Below are 14,890 nucleotides of genomic sequence, written 5' to 3'. Positions count from 1 at the left end.
GACCACGCCGTGCGTCACTGGACGTTTAAATGTCGCTGGTGCGGTTCTGCCGCCCCATTGAAAATTTGGCTCGCCACATTGCGCTGGCGCTATGTGAACAAGGTCAGTTTCTCCGTTGGTCGAATTGCGGTAAATTGGCGAAACCGACATATTCAATGCGATATACGACACAGCATGCCGCGCGCCGCCATCCTTTCATATGATGATTGCTACGCTTCCAGCTTGGGCGGGTTCGCCGATATCCTTCAGGTTGCGAACTCACACTTGCGGCGACAAGGGGGCGACGGAAATGCGCAGTTCAATTGGAGGTTTGTTTCCGCGACAGGGAAGCCCATTTCGGCAAGCAACGGTCTGCAACTAAACACGGAGCCGATTCGACCGCGAGAGAAGTTCGATCTAGTTTTTGTTCCCAGTGCGTACTACGCGAGCGGCAAGGCTTTTGACCAGTTGTTGGCACGACAGTCTGCAGCATGCGACTGGCTGGTTTCGCAATGGCATGCAGGGGCCTACCTTGCGGCAAACTGCACCGGCACCTTCGTCCTCGCTCAAACGGGCCTGTTGGACAACAGACCTGCGACGACCACATGGTGGCTGGCAGACCAGTTTCGCAGTCGCTTTCCCCGCATTGACCTGCAGTTGGAACCCGTTGTTACTGAAGCAGACCGCTTGATTTGCGCCGGAGCGTCAGCGTCCTACCTGCTGCAGACAATTCATATTGTCGAGCGTTTTTCCGGAGCGGTCATCGCTGCGCAGTGCGCCAAAACGATGCTCATCGATGTCAGTCAGACGAAACAATTACCGTATCTCCCGTTGCTGGCAGACAAAGCTCACGCCGATTCGCTGGTGCACCGTGCACAGCATTGGCTGCAGAAGCACATGGCGAAGGACGTGAAAATATCAGAGATGGCGCATGATCTTGGCGTGAGCGAGCGCACGATAATCCGTCGATTTCAGTCGGCACTAAGTCAGCCGCCGTTGAGGTATTTGCAGAGCCTACGCATCGAGACTGCGCGCGGGTTGCTGGAGGCTGGAGATGTCAGCCTCGATAGGATTACGGTCCAGGTGGGATACAACGATACGAGCTCATTCTGTCGACTGTTCAAAAATATGGTCGGCCTCAGCCCTGGCGCGTACCGTGATCGTTTTCGCCCCACGTCCGAATCGCAACAATGATTTCGTCTCGTGGCGAAACAAATGGCCGCCCTTGCTCGCCGTCGACAACGCCCCCCGCCGCTTCACACTACCAGCCGACAAGAAGCAGGCCGGTCCACAGCGTCGAGCGCCCCCCGCGAATTTCGTCCGCACGGCGCGGCATGGCAGCGCGATGACAACGTCATGCCGGAATTTTCCACTTCCAAATGGGTCAGTTTTGTGGGCTAGGGTCACAATCGACCGTAACCCCGGAACGTCTTGAAGTACTCGGAATGGCCCGCCCTACACGATTCGAACGTGTGACCTACGGCTTAGAAGGCCGTTGCTCTATCCAACTGAGCTAAGGGCGGTCGAGGAAAAAAGACACGGCACACAATCCGGACCGCATTCGCCGCACAAGGCTTCTTCGAACACCACCACAACCACTACCGGTGCGAAGCCCCGAAACGAAACGGGCCCGGCATGAAGCCGAGCCCGAAATTATACCCGATCAGCGCGCCATATCACGCGCGAGCGGCGCTGCACCGTCAAACCGGCTGCGCATGCAGCATGAACCACCCGAGACAGAACACCCCGGCGATCACGCAATACACACCGAACGACGCCAGTCGCCCGCGCCCTTCGAAATAGCGCATCAGGAACCGCACGCTCAGATAAGCGGCGATCGCCGTCAGCACGCCGCCGAGCAGCGCGTCCGCGAGCTGGCCCTGCGCATGGAACAGCTTCGGCAGTTCGAGCACGCCCGCCGCGAAAATGATCGGCGTGCCGAGCAGGAACGAAAACTCCGCGGCCTTCTCGGCCGTCAGCCCCGCCGCATTGCCGGCGATCATCGTCAGCCCGCTGCGCGAGAACCCCGGAATCAGCGCGCCAACCTGCGCGAGACCCACGAAGAACGCCTGCTTGAACGTCATCTTCTCGGGCGGCTGATGCGCACGGCTGCGCTGGATGCGGTCGCCGATCCACAGCAGCACGCCGTTCACGATCAGCGCGATCGCGACGATGCGCAGGTCGTGGAACACGCGCTCGATGCGCTTCTCGAGCAGCAGACCGACGATCCCGGTCGGAATCGTGCCGATGATCAGCGCCCACATCAGGTGCCCGTCGTCATTCTTGCGACCGCCGAGCTGCGCGAAGAAACCGCTGATCAGCGCGATCCAGCGCGCACGGAAATACCACAGCAGCGCGAGCGCGGTGCCCAGGTGCAGCGCAACAAGGAACGGCAGCAACTGCGGCGCGTGCTTGTCGATGTGCATGCCGAACAGCGCCGGCACGAGCAGCGTGTGACCGAGGCTGCTGACGGGGAACAGTTCGGTGACGCCCTGCAGGACGCTCAGGAATACCAGAAACCAGAGACTCACGCGTCGGTCCTCTTAGTAGTGATCAATCGGGAAGAAAAGCGGACGACGCGGTGCGCGTCCGAAAAAATGCGCCCCGATTATGCCGAGCCGGGATTACCGCGCCAAGGCATTTGGCCGGATATTGCGGCAATGCACACAAACACTTGCAATTTGTAAGTGCGCAGAAAGCAAAAAGCCCGCCATTTGCATGGCGGGCCTTGCGAATCCGGAACAACTTGCCGTCAGCGGCCTAGCTGGTAGAAAAATAGTACCGTGCTGCCGGTGAACATGCCGAACAGTGCGATTCCCATTGCCATTGCCAGATCCATGGCCCCTCCAGAAGTGTCATGACCCGGCAACATCACCGGTTTACAGGCATTATCCAGACCGTTGGCAATCTGAAAAACTCGCGATTTCCCGAGAAGGGTTTTCCCCGACCGCCTCGCGGCCGATAATGAAGCGCGCCATTGCGCACCCCGCTCACCCGTTCATACCGATTCGCCATGCCGATCTTCCAGCAGCACGACATTCATGAACTTCACGCCGGCCCGTCGCTCGTTCGGGTCGCCCCGCAATTCGGCGGCCGCCTGCTGTCGTGGCACGTCGACGGCGAACCGGTCATCTTCTGGCCGGAAACCGCCGACTGGAGCAACCTCGCGCGCGTGCGCGGCGGCAACCCGCTGCTGTTCCCGTTCCTCGGCCGCCACCGCGTCGACGGCGAACTCGGCCGCTGGCGCGATGCCGCCGGCGTGATCCGCGACCTGCCGATGCACGGCTTCGCGCGCGACCTGCCGTTCGCGGCACACCCATCAGCCGACGGCACCGCGCTGTCGATGACGCTCGATGCGGACGAAGCGCTGCACGCAAGCTATCCGTTCGATTTTCGCTTCGAAGCGACCTACCGGCTCGCCGACGCCCATACGCTCGACGTCGCGCTCACGACGACCAACCGCGGCGACACGCCGCTGCCGTACTACGCGGGCCACCACTTCTATTTCGCGCTGCCGCACGGCGAACGCGACGAAACCACGCTCGAGTTGCCGCCGACGCACCGCCGCCTGCAGCAAGCAGACGGCTCGATCAGCCCCCCCGAGCCCGGCGCTGCCTCGTACAGCCTCGGCGATCCGGACATCCTCGATCGCTTCCATTGCCTCGACGGCGCGTCGTCCACGCCGGTACGCATCGTGATGCCGGGCCGCCGCCGCACGATCGAAATCGCGCTCGACGTGCCGGGCTCGATCCCGTGGTACGCGGTCACGAGCTGGACGGAAAAGCCGGAATCGGACTTCTACTGCGTCGAGCCGTGGCTCGGCCTGCCGGACGCGATCCACAACGGCCTCGGGCTGCGCATGCTGGCACCGGGCACGTCCGAAACGGCCGCCTTGCGCATTCGCGTGCTGCCGCTCGCCGACTGACATCGCGCGCACCTGACCGGTGCGCGACGGCGCCGCCCGCGGCCCGAAACTGCGGTGCGCGGGTCGAACCCGTTAAAATCGGACGTTTTGTGTTGCCTGCCGCGTCGCGCGCGGCAGGGTTTTTGCGAGGTTCAATGTTCGGAACAACAACGAAGCGGCTCTTCGCGGCCGCCTGCGCCGCACTGCTCGTCGCGTGCGGCTCCGCCCCCGTCGGCCCGGGGTTCTACCGCGTCGAACGCGGCGACACGCTGTACAAGATCGCGCGCGCGAACCGCACGTCGACGCAGAACATCGTGCGCTGGAACCAGATCACGAACCCGGACGCGATCGAGGTCGGCCAGGTGCTGCGCGTCGCGCCCCCGCCCGGCACGACGACCGCGTCGACCACCGGCACGGGCAGCGCGGGCCGCAACCGCCCTGCACCTTCCGCGCCGGTCGAATCGGCGGTCAAGCCGGCCACGAGCATCGCGCTGATCTGGCCGGCCGCCGGCAACGTGGTGCGCAGCTTCGACGGCTCGAACTCCAAGGGCATCGATATCGCGAATTCGGCGGGCACGCCGGTGATGGCCGCGGCACCCGGCGTGGTCGTCTACGCGGGCAACGGCTTGCGCGGCTACGGCAACCTGATCATCCTCAAGCACAACTCGGACTACCTGACGGCGTACGCGCACAACCGCGCGCTGCTCGTGAAGGAAGGCCAGTCGGTCACGCAGGGGCAGACGATCGCCGAGATGGGCAACAGCGACAGCGAACGCGTCGCGCTGCACTTCGAACTGCGTTACGGCGGCCGTTCGATCGATCCGGCACGCTACCTGCCGTCGCGCTGAACGCGCGACAGACGACATGCGGTGCCGGCTCGCATCGCGCGTCGTCGCAACAGGTCGGAAAGGTCGTGTCAGCGCCGGCGCAGACGTCCGGTCAAACGACCGGACAGCGGATCGACGCGACTGGCGAACACCACCAGCGCACCGATTCCGAACAGGCTGAACCCCGCAGCTATCAGAAGCAAATCCATGGTCACATTACTGTTTTGTCGTGATCTTATGCGTCATCGCGGAATCGTGCACTGAACCGACCTCGTCGCACGAGCCCGAGCATTCCCTATCTATCAGACGCCATTGTGGTTTCGATCGCGTGAAATGCCGATGTAACTCATCGACGCAATCCGACGATCGATGCCGAGGAGACATGTGATGCTGCCCGCCGCCGACCGCTACGAAGACCTGCTCTCCCGCTTCGCCTGGGACGTTCCGGCCCGCTACAACATCGGCGTGGACGTCTGCGACAAGTGGGCGGACGGCAGCGGACGGCTCGCGCTGATCCACGAAACGGCGCAAGGCGACGTGTCGCGCATCACGTTCGACGACCTGAGGAATGCTTCTAACCGGCTCGCGAACAGCTTCGCGCGGGCCGGCCTGCGACGCGGCGACCGGATCGGCATCTTCCTCGCGCAGGGCCCCGAGACGGCCATCGCCCATCTCGCCGCGTACAAGCTCGGCGCGATCGCGGTGCCGCTGTTCACGCTGTTCGGCGTCGACGCACTCGAATACCGGCTGGCGAACAGCGAAGCCGCCGCGCTCGTCACCGACGCGGCCGGCTACGCGAAGATCGCGCCGCTGCGCGCACACCTGCCGGCACTGCACACGTGCTACTGCATCGGCGACGATGCACCCGACACGCCGGGCGTGCTGCGCTACGACGCAGCACTCGCCGCCGAATCGCCCGATTTCGTGCCGGCGGACACCGCCGCGGACGATCCGGCGGTGATCATCTATACGTCCGGAACGACCGGCAAGCCGAAAGGCGCACTGCACGCGCATCGCGTGCTGCTGGGCCACCTGCCTGGCGTCGAGATGTCGCAGCAATGCTTCCCGCGCGACGCGCGCCTGTTCTGGACGCCCGCCGACTGGGCATGGATCGGCGGCCTGCTCGACGTGTTGCTGCCGTCGTGGCACCACGGCGTGCCCGTGCTCGCGCGCCGCTTCGAGAAATTCGACGGCGAGGCCGCGTTCGCGCTGATGGCGCGGCACGGCGTGACCCATGCTTTCCTGCCGCCCACCGCGCTGAAGCTGATGCGCGCGGTGCCGGCGCCGCGCGAGCGCTACGCGCTGTCGCTGAAATCCGTCGCGAGCGGCGGGGAATCGCTCGGCACCGAGCTGACGGCGTGGGGACGCGAGGCGCTGGGCGTCACGATCAACGAGTTCTACGGGCAGACCGAATGCAACATGGTGCTGTCGTCGTGCGCGGCGCTGTTCGACGCGCAGCCCGGCGCGATCGGCAAGGCCGTGCCCGGCCACACGGTCGCGATCGTCGACGAACACGGCACACCGCTGCCGCCAGGCGTCGAGGGGCGCATCGCGGTGCGCCGCCCCGATCCGGTGATGTTCCTCGAGTACTGGCGCAATCCGGACGCGACGCGCGACAAGTTCGCGGGCGACTACCTGCTCACGGGCGACACCGGCACGATCGACGCCGACGGGTTCATACGCTTCGTCGGCCGCGACGACGACGTGATCACGAGCGCCGGTTACCGGATCGGCCCGGGGCCGATCGAGGACTGCCTGCTCACACATCCCGCGGTGCGAATGGCGGCCGTGGTCGGCGTGCCCGATGCGACGCGCACCGAGATCGTCAAGGCGTTCGTCGTGCTGAACCCCGGCCATGCCGGCGACGATGCGCTGGTCCAGGCGCTGCAGGCACACGTGCGCACGCGCCTGGCCGCGCACGAGTACCCGCGCGCCATCGCGTTCGTCGACGGCCTGCCGATGACCGCGACCGGCAAGATCGTGCGCCGCGCGCTGCGCGATGCGTGAGCAGCCCGTGGCCGGGCGGGCATCCGTCCGCCCGGCCGGATGGTTTATAGTGGCGCCACGCAGTCTTTCCAACGAACAACCGATGTCCTCCCACCAACACGATTCCGCCGCGGGTGCGTCGCACAGCCCGCTCTACGCCAAACTCCTCGGCGAAACCGCCAAGATCGACTGGTGCGATCTCGAACGCTTCTTCGCGCAGGGCAAGCTGCTGTCGGTCGCGCGCGACCTCGATCTCGTCAGCGTCGCGGAAGCGATTGCCGGCGACGATTCGGAACAGGTCACGCGCTGGCTGTCCGCCGGCCTCGTCGCACGCATGCCGGCGGAAACCGCCGCTGACTACGCGGCGCGCAATCCGGAACTGTGGGCGGTCGTCGTGTCGCCATGGGTATGCGTGCAGGAACGCGCCTGACGCGTCCGCCATGTCCGAATCCGCATTACCGCACCGGGCCGGCGCCGGGCCGGCTGCCGGACCCGTTGCCGTCTCGCACCGTCGCGTCCTCGCGCTCGCCTTCCCGATCGTCCTTGCGAACCTGACCCAGCCGATTCTCGGCGCGGTCGACACGGCAGTAGCCGGCCATCTCGACGGCGCGCAGTATCTCGGCGGCGTCGCGCTCGGAGGGCTGTTCTTCAACTTCGTGTTCTGGGGTTTCGGCTTCCTGCGCATGGGCACGACGGGCCTCGTCGCGCAGGCGCACGGCGCCGGCGACGCCGCCGGCATCCGCCTGAACGTGCTGCGCGCGCTGATCGTCGCGTTCGCGCTCGGCGCGGCCGTGCTCGCGCTGCAAGTGCCGCTGCTGTCGTTCGCGCTGACCGCGCTGGGCGGCAGCGACGCGGTTCGCGCAACGGCCCTCGCATACGGTCACGCCCGCATCTGGAGCGCCCCGTTCGCGCTCGCGAACTACGTCGTGCTCGGCTATCTGCTGGGCGCGCAGCGCGTGCGGCTCGCGCTCGTCGCACAGGTCTTCATCAACGCGGTGAACATCGGCGCCGTGCTGCTGTACGTGTACGGCTTCGGCTGGGGTATCAGCGGAATCGGCGCGGCGACCGCCACCGCGGACGCGTGCGGCTTCGCGCTCGGCGCCTGGATGCTGTGGCGGCTGCGGCCGCGCGGGCTGGCGCCGCTCGCCGCGCGTGAACTGGTCGATCGCGCGGCACTCGAGCGACTGATCGTGCTCAATCGCGACATCTTCCTGCGCACGCTGTGCCTGCTCGGCGCGTTCGGCTGGTTTGCCCACCTCGGCGCGAAACAGGGCGACGCGACGCTCGCGGCCAACGCGCTGCTGCTGAATTTCCAGACCTTCATGGCGTACGGGCTCGACGGCTTCGCGCACGCGGCCGAAGCGCTCGTCGGCGCGGCCGCGGGTGCGCGCGATCGCGCCGCATTCCGGCAGGCCGTGCGCGTCACGCTGCTGTGGTCCGTGCTCGGCGCGCTGCTGTTCGCGCTGGTCTATTGGGCGGCCGGCGGCTGGATCGTCGCGCAGCTGACCGATCAGGCCGGGATCCGCGCGGTCGCGCTGCAGTATCTGCCGTGGGCAGCGATCTCGCCGATCGTGTCCGTGTGGGGATTCCTGCTCGACGGCGTGTTCATCGGCGCGACGCAGACACAATCGCTGATGCGCGCGATGGTCGCGTCGTTAGCGATCTTCATTGCCGCCACGCTGGCCGCCGTCGGCCCGTTCGGCAATCACGGGCTGTGGTTCGCACTGCTGCTCTTCATGGTCGCGCGCGGCGCGACGCTCGCACGCTACCTGCCCGAGCTGATACGCCGGATCGGCGCCGACGTGCCTGTTGCCCGCGCGTGACGGTCGCGCGGGCCGGCCGTTATTTCGCGGGGGCCGCCGAACCCGGCTCGCCGAGCATCGACGGCGGCGTCATGTCGGTCGGCACACCGTGATAGTCGGCCGGGTCTTGCGGCGGATGACCGCGACGGGCATCACGGGGATCGCTGCTGCAGCCGGCAAGAATAGACGCGGCCAGCACGGCCAGCATGAAACGGGTCATCGAAAGCGCTCCGGAAAACGGCGCGCCCATCGCGCGCCAGAACCGGGCCGAGTCTAGCGGAATTCCGGGTTAGAGGTCGTCCCGCACATGTTCTACTATGTACGCATGGCGCTGTGCCGTTGAAAGGAGGCTGCCATGACGTCTGAAGAAATCGCTGGCCTGATCGGCCTGTTCATCGGTCTGATGGTGCTTGTCGCCCTGTCCTACTTCGAGTCGCGCGAATACAAGCGCAGCCATAGCGGCGAAGGGATGATCCATCACTGGATGGCGGAACACCACCTGCTCGACTGGCGGCGCAAGCACTAGCAAGCCGCGCCGTCATACGGGCCGCCGCATGCGCGGCCCTGACTGCCAACGCACCCGCCCGGGTGCGCTGGCACGCGGTGTACCGTCCGAATTAACGGGGTTCGATACCGTAGCGTCGTCCGAATGGACAAACGCCGTCGCTTGGCGGATTGCCGGGCGACGGCGTACGCTTGGCGCGCGCCCATGACGGGCGCGCCGCGATCCGGAGCATGCTCAGCCCAGGAAGTGCCGGGCGTAGCGTGCGTTGATGTCCGACAAGCGGAACAGCGTGAGGAAATCCGCGCAATTGAAGTCGGGATCCCAGGCCGGTGCGCCGCAAATCTTCGCACCGAGGCGTAGATAACCCTTGATCAGCGGCGGCGGCGCGACGACCGTGCCCGTCTGCAGTTCGTCGACCGGCAGCGCCGTATGCGGGAACGCGCGGTATTCCGGCGCCGTCAGCGAACCGGCCGACAACGATTGATACAGGTTCGCCGCATAGTGGCCGCCGTCGGCCATCGACACGCTCGCGCAGCCGAGCATCGTCTCGTAGCCGTTCTGCATCATGTACGCGCCGAGGCCGCCCCACAGCGCCATGATCACGGCGCCGCTGCGGTAGTCGCTGTGCACGCACGAGCGGCCGACCTCGACCATCTTGCCGCGCAGGTGCGTGAGGCGCGACAGATCGAATTCGCCTTCCGCGTACAGACGGCCGACACGCGCGGCCTGGTGCGGCGGCAGCACGCGGTACGTGCCGACGACCTTCAGCGTATCGAGATCGCGCACCAGCAGGTGGTCGCAATAGGCGTCGAACGGATCCACGTCGAGACCGGACGGGCCGCTGACCTGCGCGCCCATCTCTTCGGCGAACACGCTGTAGCGCAGCCGCTGGGCCTCGCGCAGTTCATCTTCGGTACGCGCCCAGGCGGCGCGCAGACGGTATTCGGATGTGACGGTTTCAGCAGCGCGCGGCAAGTGACGCCGCGTCGTGTCGAGGGGAAGCGAGGCAAAAGGGAGCGTAGGCGTCGGCAGTTCTCGCATTAGGCTTTCCTGGTCGTAAGGAAGAGGACGACATGCCAGCAATGTAGTAATCGGCCGTTACCGTTCTGTGGCACGACCGTGTCCTTTCAATGACGTGTCGCCAAACTGACTTTAGCAGAAAGCTTGCAAAACCGTATGACGATTGCCTTCAGGCCTGTTACACGAGCTCCGGGGTCAACACCGCGCGCAGCACCGCCTGACGGTTGCCGTCGCGCGTGCGGCTCGCAAGCCACACGATGCCGCCCTTTTTGACGCTCCAGCTGTCGTCGCTGCCCGCGATCAGCTGCGCGGCGACGCTGCCGAGCGTCGGCTGATGGCCGACGATCACGACCGTCGGCGCAATGCCGTCCGGCCAGCCGGCCGCCGTGAGCACGTCGTCGACGCTGCCGCCCGGCGCGAGCGAATCGATCGTGCGGTACTGGTCGGTCAGCGCCTCGACCGTCTGCACCGTGCGCGCCGCCGGGCTCGCGAGAATCATGCTGCTCGATTCGAGCCGGCCGCGCAGCCATTTGGCCATGGCCAGTGCGTCCTTGCGCCCGCGGGCGGTCAACTGGCGCGCGAGGTCGCTTGCCGCGTAGTCTTCGGCTTCGGCGTGACGCCACAGGATCAGGTTCATCATGATTGCTCTCCATGCGTTGGCGACGATCCGGCCACACGCGCGTGCCCGGCGATCGCCATGCAAATTGTCGCCAATCATGGCCGGTTTGGGGTCACGCATATCTCATACGCATAACGTGATTGACTCCGTCACCGATTAGACGATATGATCTTTGGCTCGTCGGAGCGTAGCGCAGCCTGGTAGCGCATCTGATTTGGGATCAGAGGGTCGTAGGTTCGAATCCTATCGCTCCGACCAAAGGAATCAAGGGGTTACATGCCATTGGCGTGTAACCCCTTTTCCAATTTGGGGTTCATGCAACCACCATGTAACCCGATTCGCGCCGTATGTATCAATGCGCATCCATGTCGAGCGCTTATCCTCCCTCGCCACACGGTTCGTGCAGCAGTCGTTCAGCATACTTTCCGAAAGGACTGAAGTTGCTGCCGGGGTTGTCGCCGAGACCCGGAGACATAAAACGATAGGCCGCCTGCGCGAACACTACCGACACCAGGCTCCTGACCGTCTTCCCGAATGGGACATGACAAAATCACACGCTGGATCAGAGCGGGCAACGATCGAGTTCGAACGAATGAACGACGCTATGGGGAGACCTCTCCGTGCGGTCTTATATCGCGACGAGGCTATCGCAGGGACGAGCCAAGGATCGGTCGCCCACGTTACGCTCTTCACGCCCCGATGATCGGGGCGACGGCCAGCCAGCCCGGGCATGATTCTGGCCCCCGGTCGCAGCCCCGTTCCGGTTCAACGTCACCCCGAAAAACTCACCCCGCCGACAACGCATCGATCCCCCGCGCCCGCTCGATCAACTCCGGCACCGGAATCGCCCGCCGCTGCAGAATCGGCACCTGATATTTCGCCGCCGTGACTTCAGCCAGGATCGAGATCGCCATTTCGGCCGGCGTACGCGAGCCAATAAACAATCCCGTCGGCCCTTGCAGGCGTTCGACCTGCTCGCGACTCAGGTCGAACTCGAGCAGCCGCTCCTTGCGCTTGCGCGTATTGAGCCGGCTGCCGAGCGCGCCGATATAGAACGCCGGCGACTTCAGCGCCTCCATCAGCGCCATGTCGTCGAGCTTCGGATCGTGCGACAGGCCCACGATCGCCGTATGCGTATCGATCCGCAACGCAACGATCATGTCGTCGGGCATGCCGGTCAGCAGCGTCGCGTCCGGCACGCCGAACGTCGCGCGGAATTCCTCGCGCGGATCGACGACGATCACCTCGTAATCGGCGCCGACCGCGATCTGCGCGACGTATTGCGATAACTGCCCCGCGCCGATGATCACGAGCCGCCAGCGCGGGCCGTGGATCGCACGCATCGTGTCGCCGTCGAACGCAAGCGCGTCGGCACGCTGTGCGTTGGCCAGCACCGAGCGCCCGGTGCCCATGTCGAGCACGCGCGCGGTGAGCCGGCGCGCCGCGATCCGCTCGAGCAGTTCGCGCAGCACGGCCAGCTCCGGCCAAGGCTCGATCACGAGCCGCAGCGTGCCGCCGCACGGCAATCCGAAGCGCGCGGCCTCCTCGCGCGACACGCCGTACAGCACGCTCTGCGGCAACGGCGCCGCCAGGATGTCCGTGCGCACGCGCTCGATCAGATCGTCCTCGACACAGCCGCCGGACACCGAGCCGACCAGCACGCCGTCGTCGCGAATCGCGACCCACGCGCCGAGCGGACGCGGCGCGGCGCCCCAGGTCTGCACGACGGTCGCGAGCGCGACGCGGCGCCCCTCGGCCAACCACGCGATCGCCGATTTAAGGACGGACTGGTCGGTGCTGTCCATCGCGATACTCCGAAACGACGGCGGCGACGCTGCGCCGCAACGCCCTGCCGCCTCGCCGCATGCACGCCCATCCCGCCATGCCCCACGTCATCCCCGCGAACATGCCGCCGGTCATCGCGACCGGCGACCCGGCCGCCGCATGCGCCGCCACCGCAAGCAGGCTCGCGAGATGGCCGGCCGCGAGCGCACCGGCGCTCATGCCAGTCAGCATCGCAACGCAGCAGCCGGTACCGCGCAGCCATGCCGCAACGGCCGGACGCGCCGCTCCGGACACGCCGTCGTCGCGGCGCAAGCGCATCGTCGCGATGCCGCCGGCCAGCATGCCGACATGCATCGCCGGCAAGCCATTCACGTGAGACCACAGCGCAGCGCCGACGTCGCGCGTCGCGCCGCACAGCGACACGGCCAGCGGCAGCCCCATGCCGTGCGCATCCCACGCGAATCCCGCCAGCATGCCGAGCGTGCCGGCCGCCAGCGCGCGCGACGCCGCCGCACCGGACGTCGCTGCGTCGACGTATGCGAGAAAACGCCAGCCGGCCAGCGTCGCGACCGCCGCAAGCGCGATCCATCCCGCATCGGCCGCGTGCGCCGCCACCGCGAGTTGTGCGAGCGCCGGCCCGGCCACGACGATCGCCGCTTGCCACCCGCCGCGCGCACGCTGCCCGCCCGTCATCGCCGCGCTCCCGCCACGGGATCGGCATCCACCTCGGCATTCGCATCGGCCTCCACGCGCGCAACGATCCGCGCATAGTCCTCCGGCGTATCCATGTCCTGCACGAACCGGTCGTGCGCGGCGCGATACACGAATACCTCGTCCGGATGCTCGGCGATCAGCTTCCGGCAGCCCGGATTGATGTGTCCGCTGCTCACCTCGGTCGCATAGCTCGCCGCGAACAGCACCGGATTGCCGCGCTGCCCGTCGCATTCGGGCACGAGAATCGAGCCGTGCGGCATCGTGCGATACGCATCGACCAGCTCGCGATAGTCGCCGGGATCGAGCAGCACCTGATCGGCCAGGCAGATCATCACGACGCTGCACGGCGCACTCAGCGACGCGACGCCGATCGCGACGGACGTCATCTGCCCTTCCGCGTAGCGCGGATTGGGCTGAAAGCGAACCGGCAGCCCGTCGAGCGCCGCGATCACCGCGCGCCCGTTGAAGCCCGTGACGACGACGAGTTCCTGCGGGCCGGCCGCCAGCAGCGCGCACGCGGTGCGGCGCACCGCCGGCTCGCCGCCGACCGGCAGCAGCAGCTTGTGCGCGCCCTGCATCCGCGACGACGTGCCGGCCGCCAGCAGCACCGCCGAAAACGCCGGCAGCCCCGGATCCTGAACAGCGTTCATACGACCTCCCTTTGCGTCGCGCCGCGCGCGATCGCGAGATACCGCTCCGGCTCGCGATCGAACGCCTGCCGACAGCCGTCGCAGCAGAACGGGATGCGCACGCCGTCGCGCTCGAGCACGGATAGCGCGGACGCGAAATCGATCTCCATCCCGCAGACAGGATTGACGCCGCGCGTACCCTGCGCGCGCGGCGCGACCGACGCCATCGATTCGCACAGCGGCATCGCCGGCACCGCTTCGGCGATCGCCAAGCCACCCAGGCTGGCCTGCACGCCCTCGCCCGACGCCTTCGCCTCTTCCAGCGCATGCCGCAAATCGATCAGCCCCGCGACCGCGCCGAGCGCGATCTCCTGCGGCGTGCGCGCATGAATGCGCGGGCCGGCCGGCGCATGCAGCACGGCGAGCCGTTCCTCGGCGATGCCGCGCGCACGCATCGCCGCGCGCAACTGCCCGGCCTTGCGCGCGCTCGCGATCAGCAACACGCCGGCCGCCGACGTGCGCAGCGCGGCTTCGAGCGCCTCCTCGTCGCCATCGCCCTGCGTCGCGACGAGGATCAGGTGCGGATCGAGTTCGTTCAGCGCGGCCACATCGAACCCGTGCAGCACGCGCGGTGCGTCGAGCGCGGCGTAGACATCCGGCGTGCGCGCGGCCGGATACGCGCGCAATCCCATCCGCCGGGCAAGCACGAACGCCTCAAGCGCGGCCGGTGTCGCGCCGAGGATCAGCACGACGGGCGCCGGCACCGTCGGCTGGATGAACAGCTCGAGCGTGCCGTTGCTCGCGCACGGCATCGCATGCAACTCGACGCCCGGCTCGGGCTCTGCCTCCGTGTTGCTGATGCGCAGGAGCTTCGGCTGCCCGACGCGCATCGCGTCGAGCGCGGCCTGGATCACGATCCCGCGCGCGCAGCCGCCGCCGATCCAGCCGTGCAGCGTGCCGTCGCCTTCGACGAGCGCCTGCGCGCCGACCCACGTCGACGTGGGCGGCAGCGCGCGAACCACGGTCGCCACCGCGAACAGGCGGCCTGCGTCGGCGAGCCGTCGCTCGAGCTGCAGCAGCGCGTCGGCATCGAGCGTGGCGGGTTCGGCGGCATTCATGG

General features: G+C 66.8%; 15 protein-coding genes and 2 tRNA genes. 8 read left to right on the top strand and 9 right to left on the bottom strand.

Features of this window, described 5'->3' with window-relative positions:
* Positions 1 to 9: 9 nt before the first annotated feature.
* Positions 10 to 1,173 (top strand): GlxA family transcriptional regulator, encoded by a 1,164-nt coding sequence (locus BME24068_RS06160; RefSeq protein ID WP_244110675.1) that lies wholly within the window; start codon positions 10 to 12, stop codon positions 1,171 to 1,173.
* A gap of 252 nt (positions 1,174 to 1,425) precedes the next feature.
* On the opposite strand, the gene BME24068_RS06155 is transcribed toward BME24068_RS06160, so the two are convergent.
* Positions 1,426 to 1,502, bottom strand: a tRNA-Arg gene (locus tag BME24068_RS06155).
* A 177-nt stretch (positions 1,503 to 1,679) separates the two neighbouring features.
* Entirely contained in the window at positions 1,680 to 2,510 is an 831-nt protein-coding gene (locus BME24068_RS06150; protein ID WP_096502694.1) for an undecaprenyl-diphosphate phosphatase, read from the bottom strand.
* A 482-nt stretch (positions 2,511 to 2,992) separates the two neighbouring features.
* Here BME24068_RS06150 and BME24068_RS06145 point away from each other — a divergent pair, with 482 nt between their 5' ends.
* The 5 genes from BME24068_RS06145 to BME24068_RS06125 all read left to right on the top strand — a co-directional run bounded on the left by BME24068_RS06145 (position 2,993) and on the right by BME24068_RS06125 (position 8,519).
* Complete coding sequence (locus BME24068_RS06145; RefSeq protein WP_174925480.1) at positions 2,993 to 3,904, top strand: aldose epimerase family protein; 912 nt, start codon at positions 2,993 to 2,995, stop codon at positions 3,902 to 3,904.
* Positions 3,905 to 4,038: 134 nt separating this feature from the next.
* Positions 4,039 to 4,731: a peptidoglycan DD-metalloendopeptidase family protein gene (locus BME24068_RS06140; protein ID WP_174925479.1), complete on the top strand. Its 693-nt coding sequence runs from the start codon at positions 4,039 to 4,041 to the stop codon at positions 4,729 to 4,731.
* A gap of 366 nt (positions 4,732 to 5,097) precedes the next feature.
* Positions 5,098 to 6,717, top strand: coding sequence for an acyl-CoA synthetase (locus tag BME24068_RS06135; protein ID WP_174925478.1), 1,620 nt, complete (start codon positions 5,098 to 5,100; stop codon positions 6,715 to 6,717).
* A gap of 82 nt (positions 6,718 to 6,799) precedes the next feature.
* Positions 6,800 to 7,126, top strand: a complete 327-nt coding sequence (locus BME24068_RS06130) for a DUF2288 domain-containing protein (RefSeq protein WP_096502702.1) — start codon at positions 6,800 to 6,802, stop codon at positions 7,124 to 7,126.
* A 10-nt stretch (positions 7,127 to 7,136) separates the two neighbouring features.
* Positions 7,137 to 8,519 carry an MATE family efflux transporter gene (locus BME24068_RS06125; protein ID WP_174925477.1) on the top strand — a complete coding sequence of 461 codons (1,383 nt, stop codon included), beginning with the start codon at positions 7,137 to 7,139 and terminating at the stop codon, positions 8,517 to 8,519.
* A gap of 19 nt (positions 8,520 to 8,538) precedes the next feature.
* On the opposite strand, the gene BME24068_RS06120 is transcribed toward BME24068_RS06125, so the two are convergent.
* Positions 8,539 to 8,718 (bottom strand): hypothetical protein, encoded by a 180-nt coding sequence (locus tag BME24068_RS06120; protein WP_174925584.1) that lies wholly within the window; start codon positions 8,716 to 8,718, stop codon positions 8,539 to 8,541.
* Between the two features lie 135 nt (positions 8,719 to 8,853).
* On the opposite strand from BME24068_RS06120, the gene BME24068_RS06115 reads away from it, so the two are divergent.
* On the top strand, positions 8,854 to 9,024 hold the full coding sequence (locus BME24068_RS06115; RefSeq protein WP_172441889.1) for a hypothetical protein: 171 nt from the start codon (positions 8,854 to 8,856) through the stop codon (positions 9,022 to 9,024).
* 213 nt (positions 9,025 to 9,237) lie between these two features.
* Here BME24068_RS06115 and BME24068_RS06110 read toward each other — a convergent pair whose 3' ends face one another.
* Together BME24068_RS06110 and sixA are read right to left on the bottom strand one after the other, a co-directional pair.
* Positions 9,238 to 10,044 (bottom strand): GNAT family N-acetyltransferase, encoded by an 807-nt coding sequence (locus BME24068_RS06110; protein ID WP_096502706.1) that lies wholly within the window; start codon positions 10,042 to 10,044, stop codon positions 9,238 to 9,240.
* A 157-nt stretch (positions 10,045 to 10,201) separates the two neighbouring features.
* Positions 10,202 to 10,663, bottom strand: coding sequence for a phosphohistidine phosphatase SixA (gene sixA / locus BME24068_RS06105; protein ID WP_096502708.1), 462 nt, complete (start codon positions 10,661 to 10,663; stop codon positions 10,202 to 10,204).
* A 160-nt stretch (positions 10,664 to 10,823) separates the two neighbouring features.
* On the opposite strand from sixA, the gene BME24068_RS06100 reads away from it, so the two are divergent.
* Positions 10,824 to 10,900 (top strand) — tRNA-Pro (locus BME24068_RS06100).
* A 527-nt stretch (positions 10,901 to 11,427) separates the two neighbouring features.
* Here the strand turns inward: BME24068_RS06100 and BME24068_RS06095 are convergent.
* From BME24068_RS06095 to BME24068_RS06080, 4 genes are read right to left on the bottom strand one after another with little or no spacing between them, the layout of a single operon-like run.
* A complete protein-coding gene (locus BME24068_RS06095) occupies positions 11,428 to 12,447 on the bottom strand; it encodes an XdhC family protein (RefSeq protein WP_096502710.1) in 1,020 nt (339 codons plus the stop codon).
* On the bottom strand, positions 12,419 to 13,120 hold the full coding sequence (locus BME24068_RS06090; protein ID WP_174925476.1) for a hypothetical protein: 702 nt from the start codon (positions 13,118 to 13,120) through the stop codon (positions 12,419 to 12,421). Before BME24068_RS06090 ends, BME24068_RS06095 begins: the two co-directional genes overlap by 29 nt.
* Positions 13,117 to 13,791 carry a nucleotidyltransferase family protein gene (locus tag BME24068_RS06085; protein WP_174925475.1) on the bottom strand — a complete coding sequence of 225 codons (675 nt, stop codon included), beginning with the start codon at positions 13,789 to 13,791 and terminating at the stop codon, positions 13,117 to 13,119. Before BME24068_RS06085 ends, BME24068_RS06090 begins: the two co-directional genes overlap by 4 nt.
* Entirely contained in the window at positions 13,788 to 14,888 is a 1,101-nt protein-coding gene (locus tag BME24068_RS06080) for an XdhC family protein (protein WP_174925474.1), read from the bottom strand. The genes BME24068_RS06085 and BME24068_RS06080 overlap by 4 nt, the downstream gene beginning before the upstream one ends.
* Positions 14,889 to 14,890: the final 2 nt, after the last annotated feature.

Source organism: Burkholderia anthina (assembly GCF_902498995.1).
In the GTDB taxonomy this organism is placed as follows: domain Bacteria; phylum Pseudomonadota; class Gammaproteobacteria; order Burkholderiales; family Burkholderiaceae; genus Burkholderia; species Burkholderia anthina.
This window is presented reverse-complemented; position numbering and strand designations above follow the sequence as displayed.

Bases quoted from the DNA above. Each gene is read 5' to 3' on its own strand.
- BME24068_RS06145 (WP_174925480.1), top strand. From the start codon at position 2,993: ATGCCGATCTTCCAGCAGCACGACATTCATGAACTTCACGCCGGCCCG.
- BME24068_RS06140 (WP_174925479.1), top strand. From the start codon at position 4,039: ATGTTCGGAACAACAACGAAGCGGCTCTTCGCGGCCGCCTGCGCCGCA.
- BME24068_RS06135 (WP_174925478.1), top strand. From the start codon at position 5,098: ATGCTGCCCGCCGCCGACCGCTACGAAGACCTGCTCTCCCGCTTCGCC.
- BME24068_RS06130 (WP_096502702.1), top strand. From the start codon at position 6,800: ATGTCCTCCCACCAACACGATTCCGCCGCGGGTGCGTCGCACAGCCCG.
- BME24068_RS06125 (WP_174925477.1), top strand. From the start codon at position 7,137: ATGTCCGAATCCGCATTACCGCACCGGGCCGGCGCCGGGCCGGCTGCC.
- BME24068_RS06120 (WP_174925584.1), bottom strand. From the start codon at position 8,718: ATGACCCGTTTCATGCTGGCCGTGCTGGCCGCGTCTATTCTTGCCGGC.
- BME24068_RS06115 (WP_172441889.1), top strand. From the start codon at position 8,854: ATGACGTCTGAAGAAATCGCTGGCCTGATCGGCCTGTTCATCGGTCTG.
- BME24068_RS06110 (WP_096502706.1), bottom strand. From the start codon at position 10,044: ATGCGAGAACTGCCGACGCCTACGCTCCCTTTTGCCTCGCTTCCCCTC.
- sixA (WP_096502708.1), bottom strand. From the start codon at position 10,663: ATGATGAACCTGATCCTGTGGCGTCACGCCGAAGCCGAAGACTACGCG.
- BME24068_RS06095 (WP_096502710.1), bottom strand. From the start codon at position 12,447: ATGGACAGCACCGACCAGTCCGTCCTTAAATCGGCGATCGCGTGGTTG.
- BME24068_RS06090 (WP_174925476.1), bottom strand. From the start codon at position 13,120: ATGACGGGCGGGCAGCGTGCGCGCGGCGGGTGGCAAGCGGCGATCGTC.
- BME24068_RS06085 (WP_174925475.1), bottom strand. From the start codon at position 13,791: ATGAACGCTGTTCAGGATCCGGGGCTGCCGGCGTTTTCGGCGGTGCTG.
- BME24068_RS06080 (WP_174925474.1), bottom strand. From the start codon at position 14,888: ATGAATGCCGCCGAACCCGCCACGCTCGATGCCGACGCGCTGCTGCAG.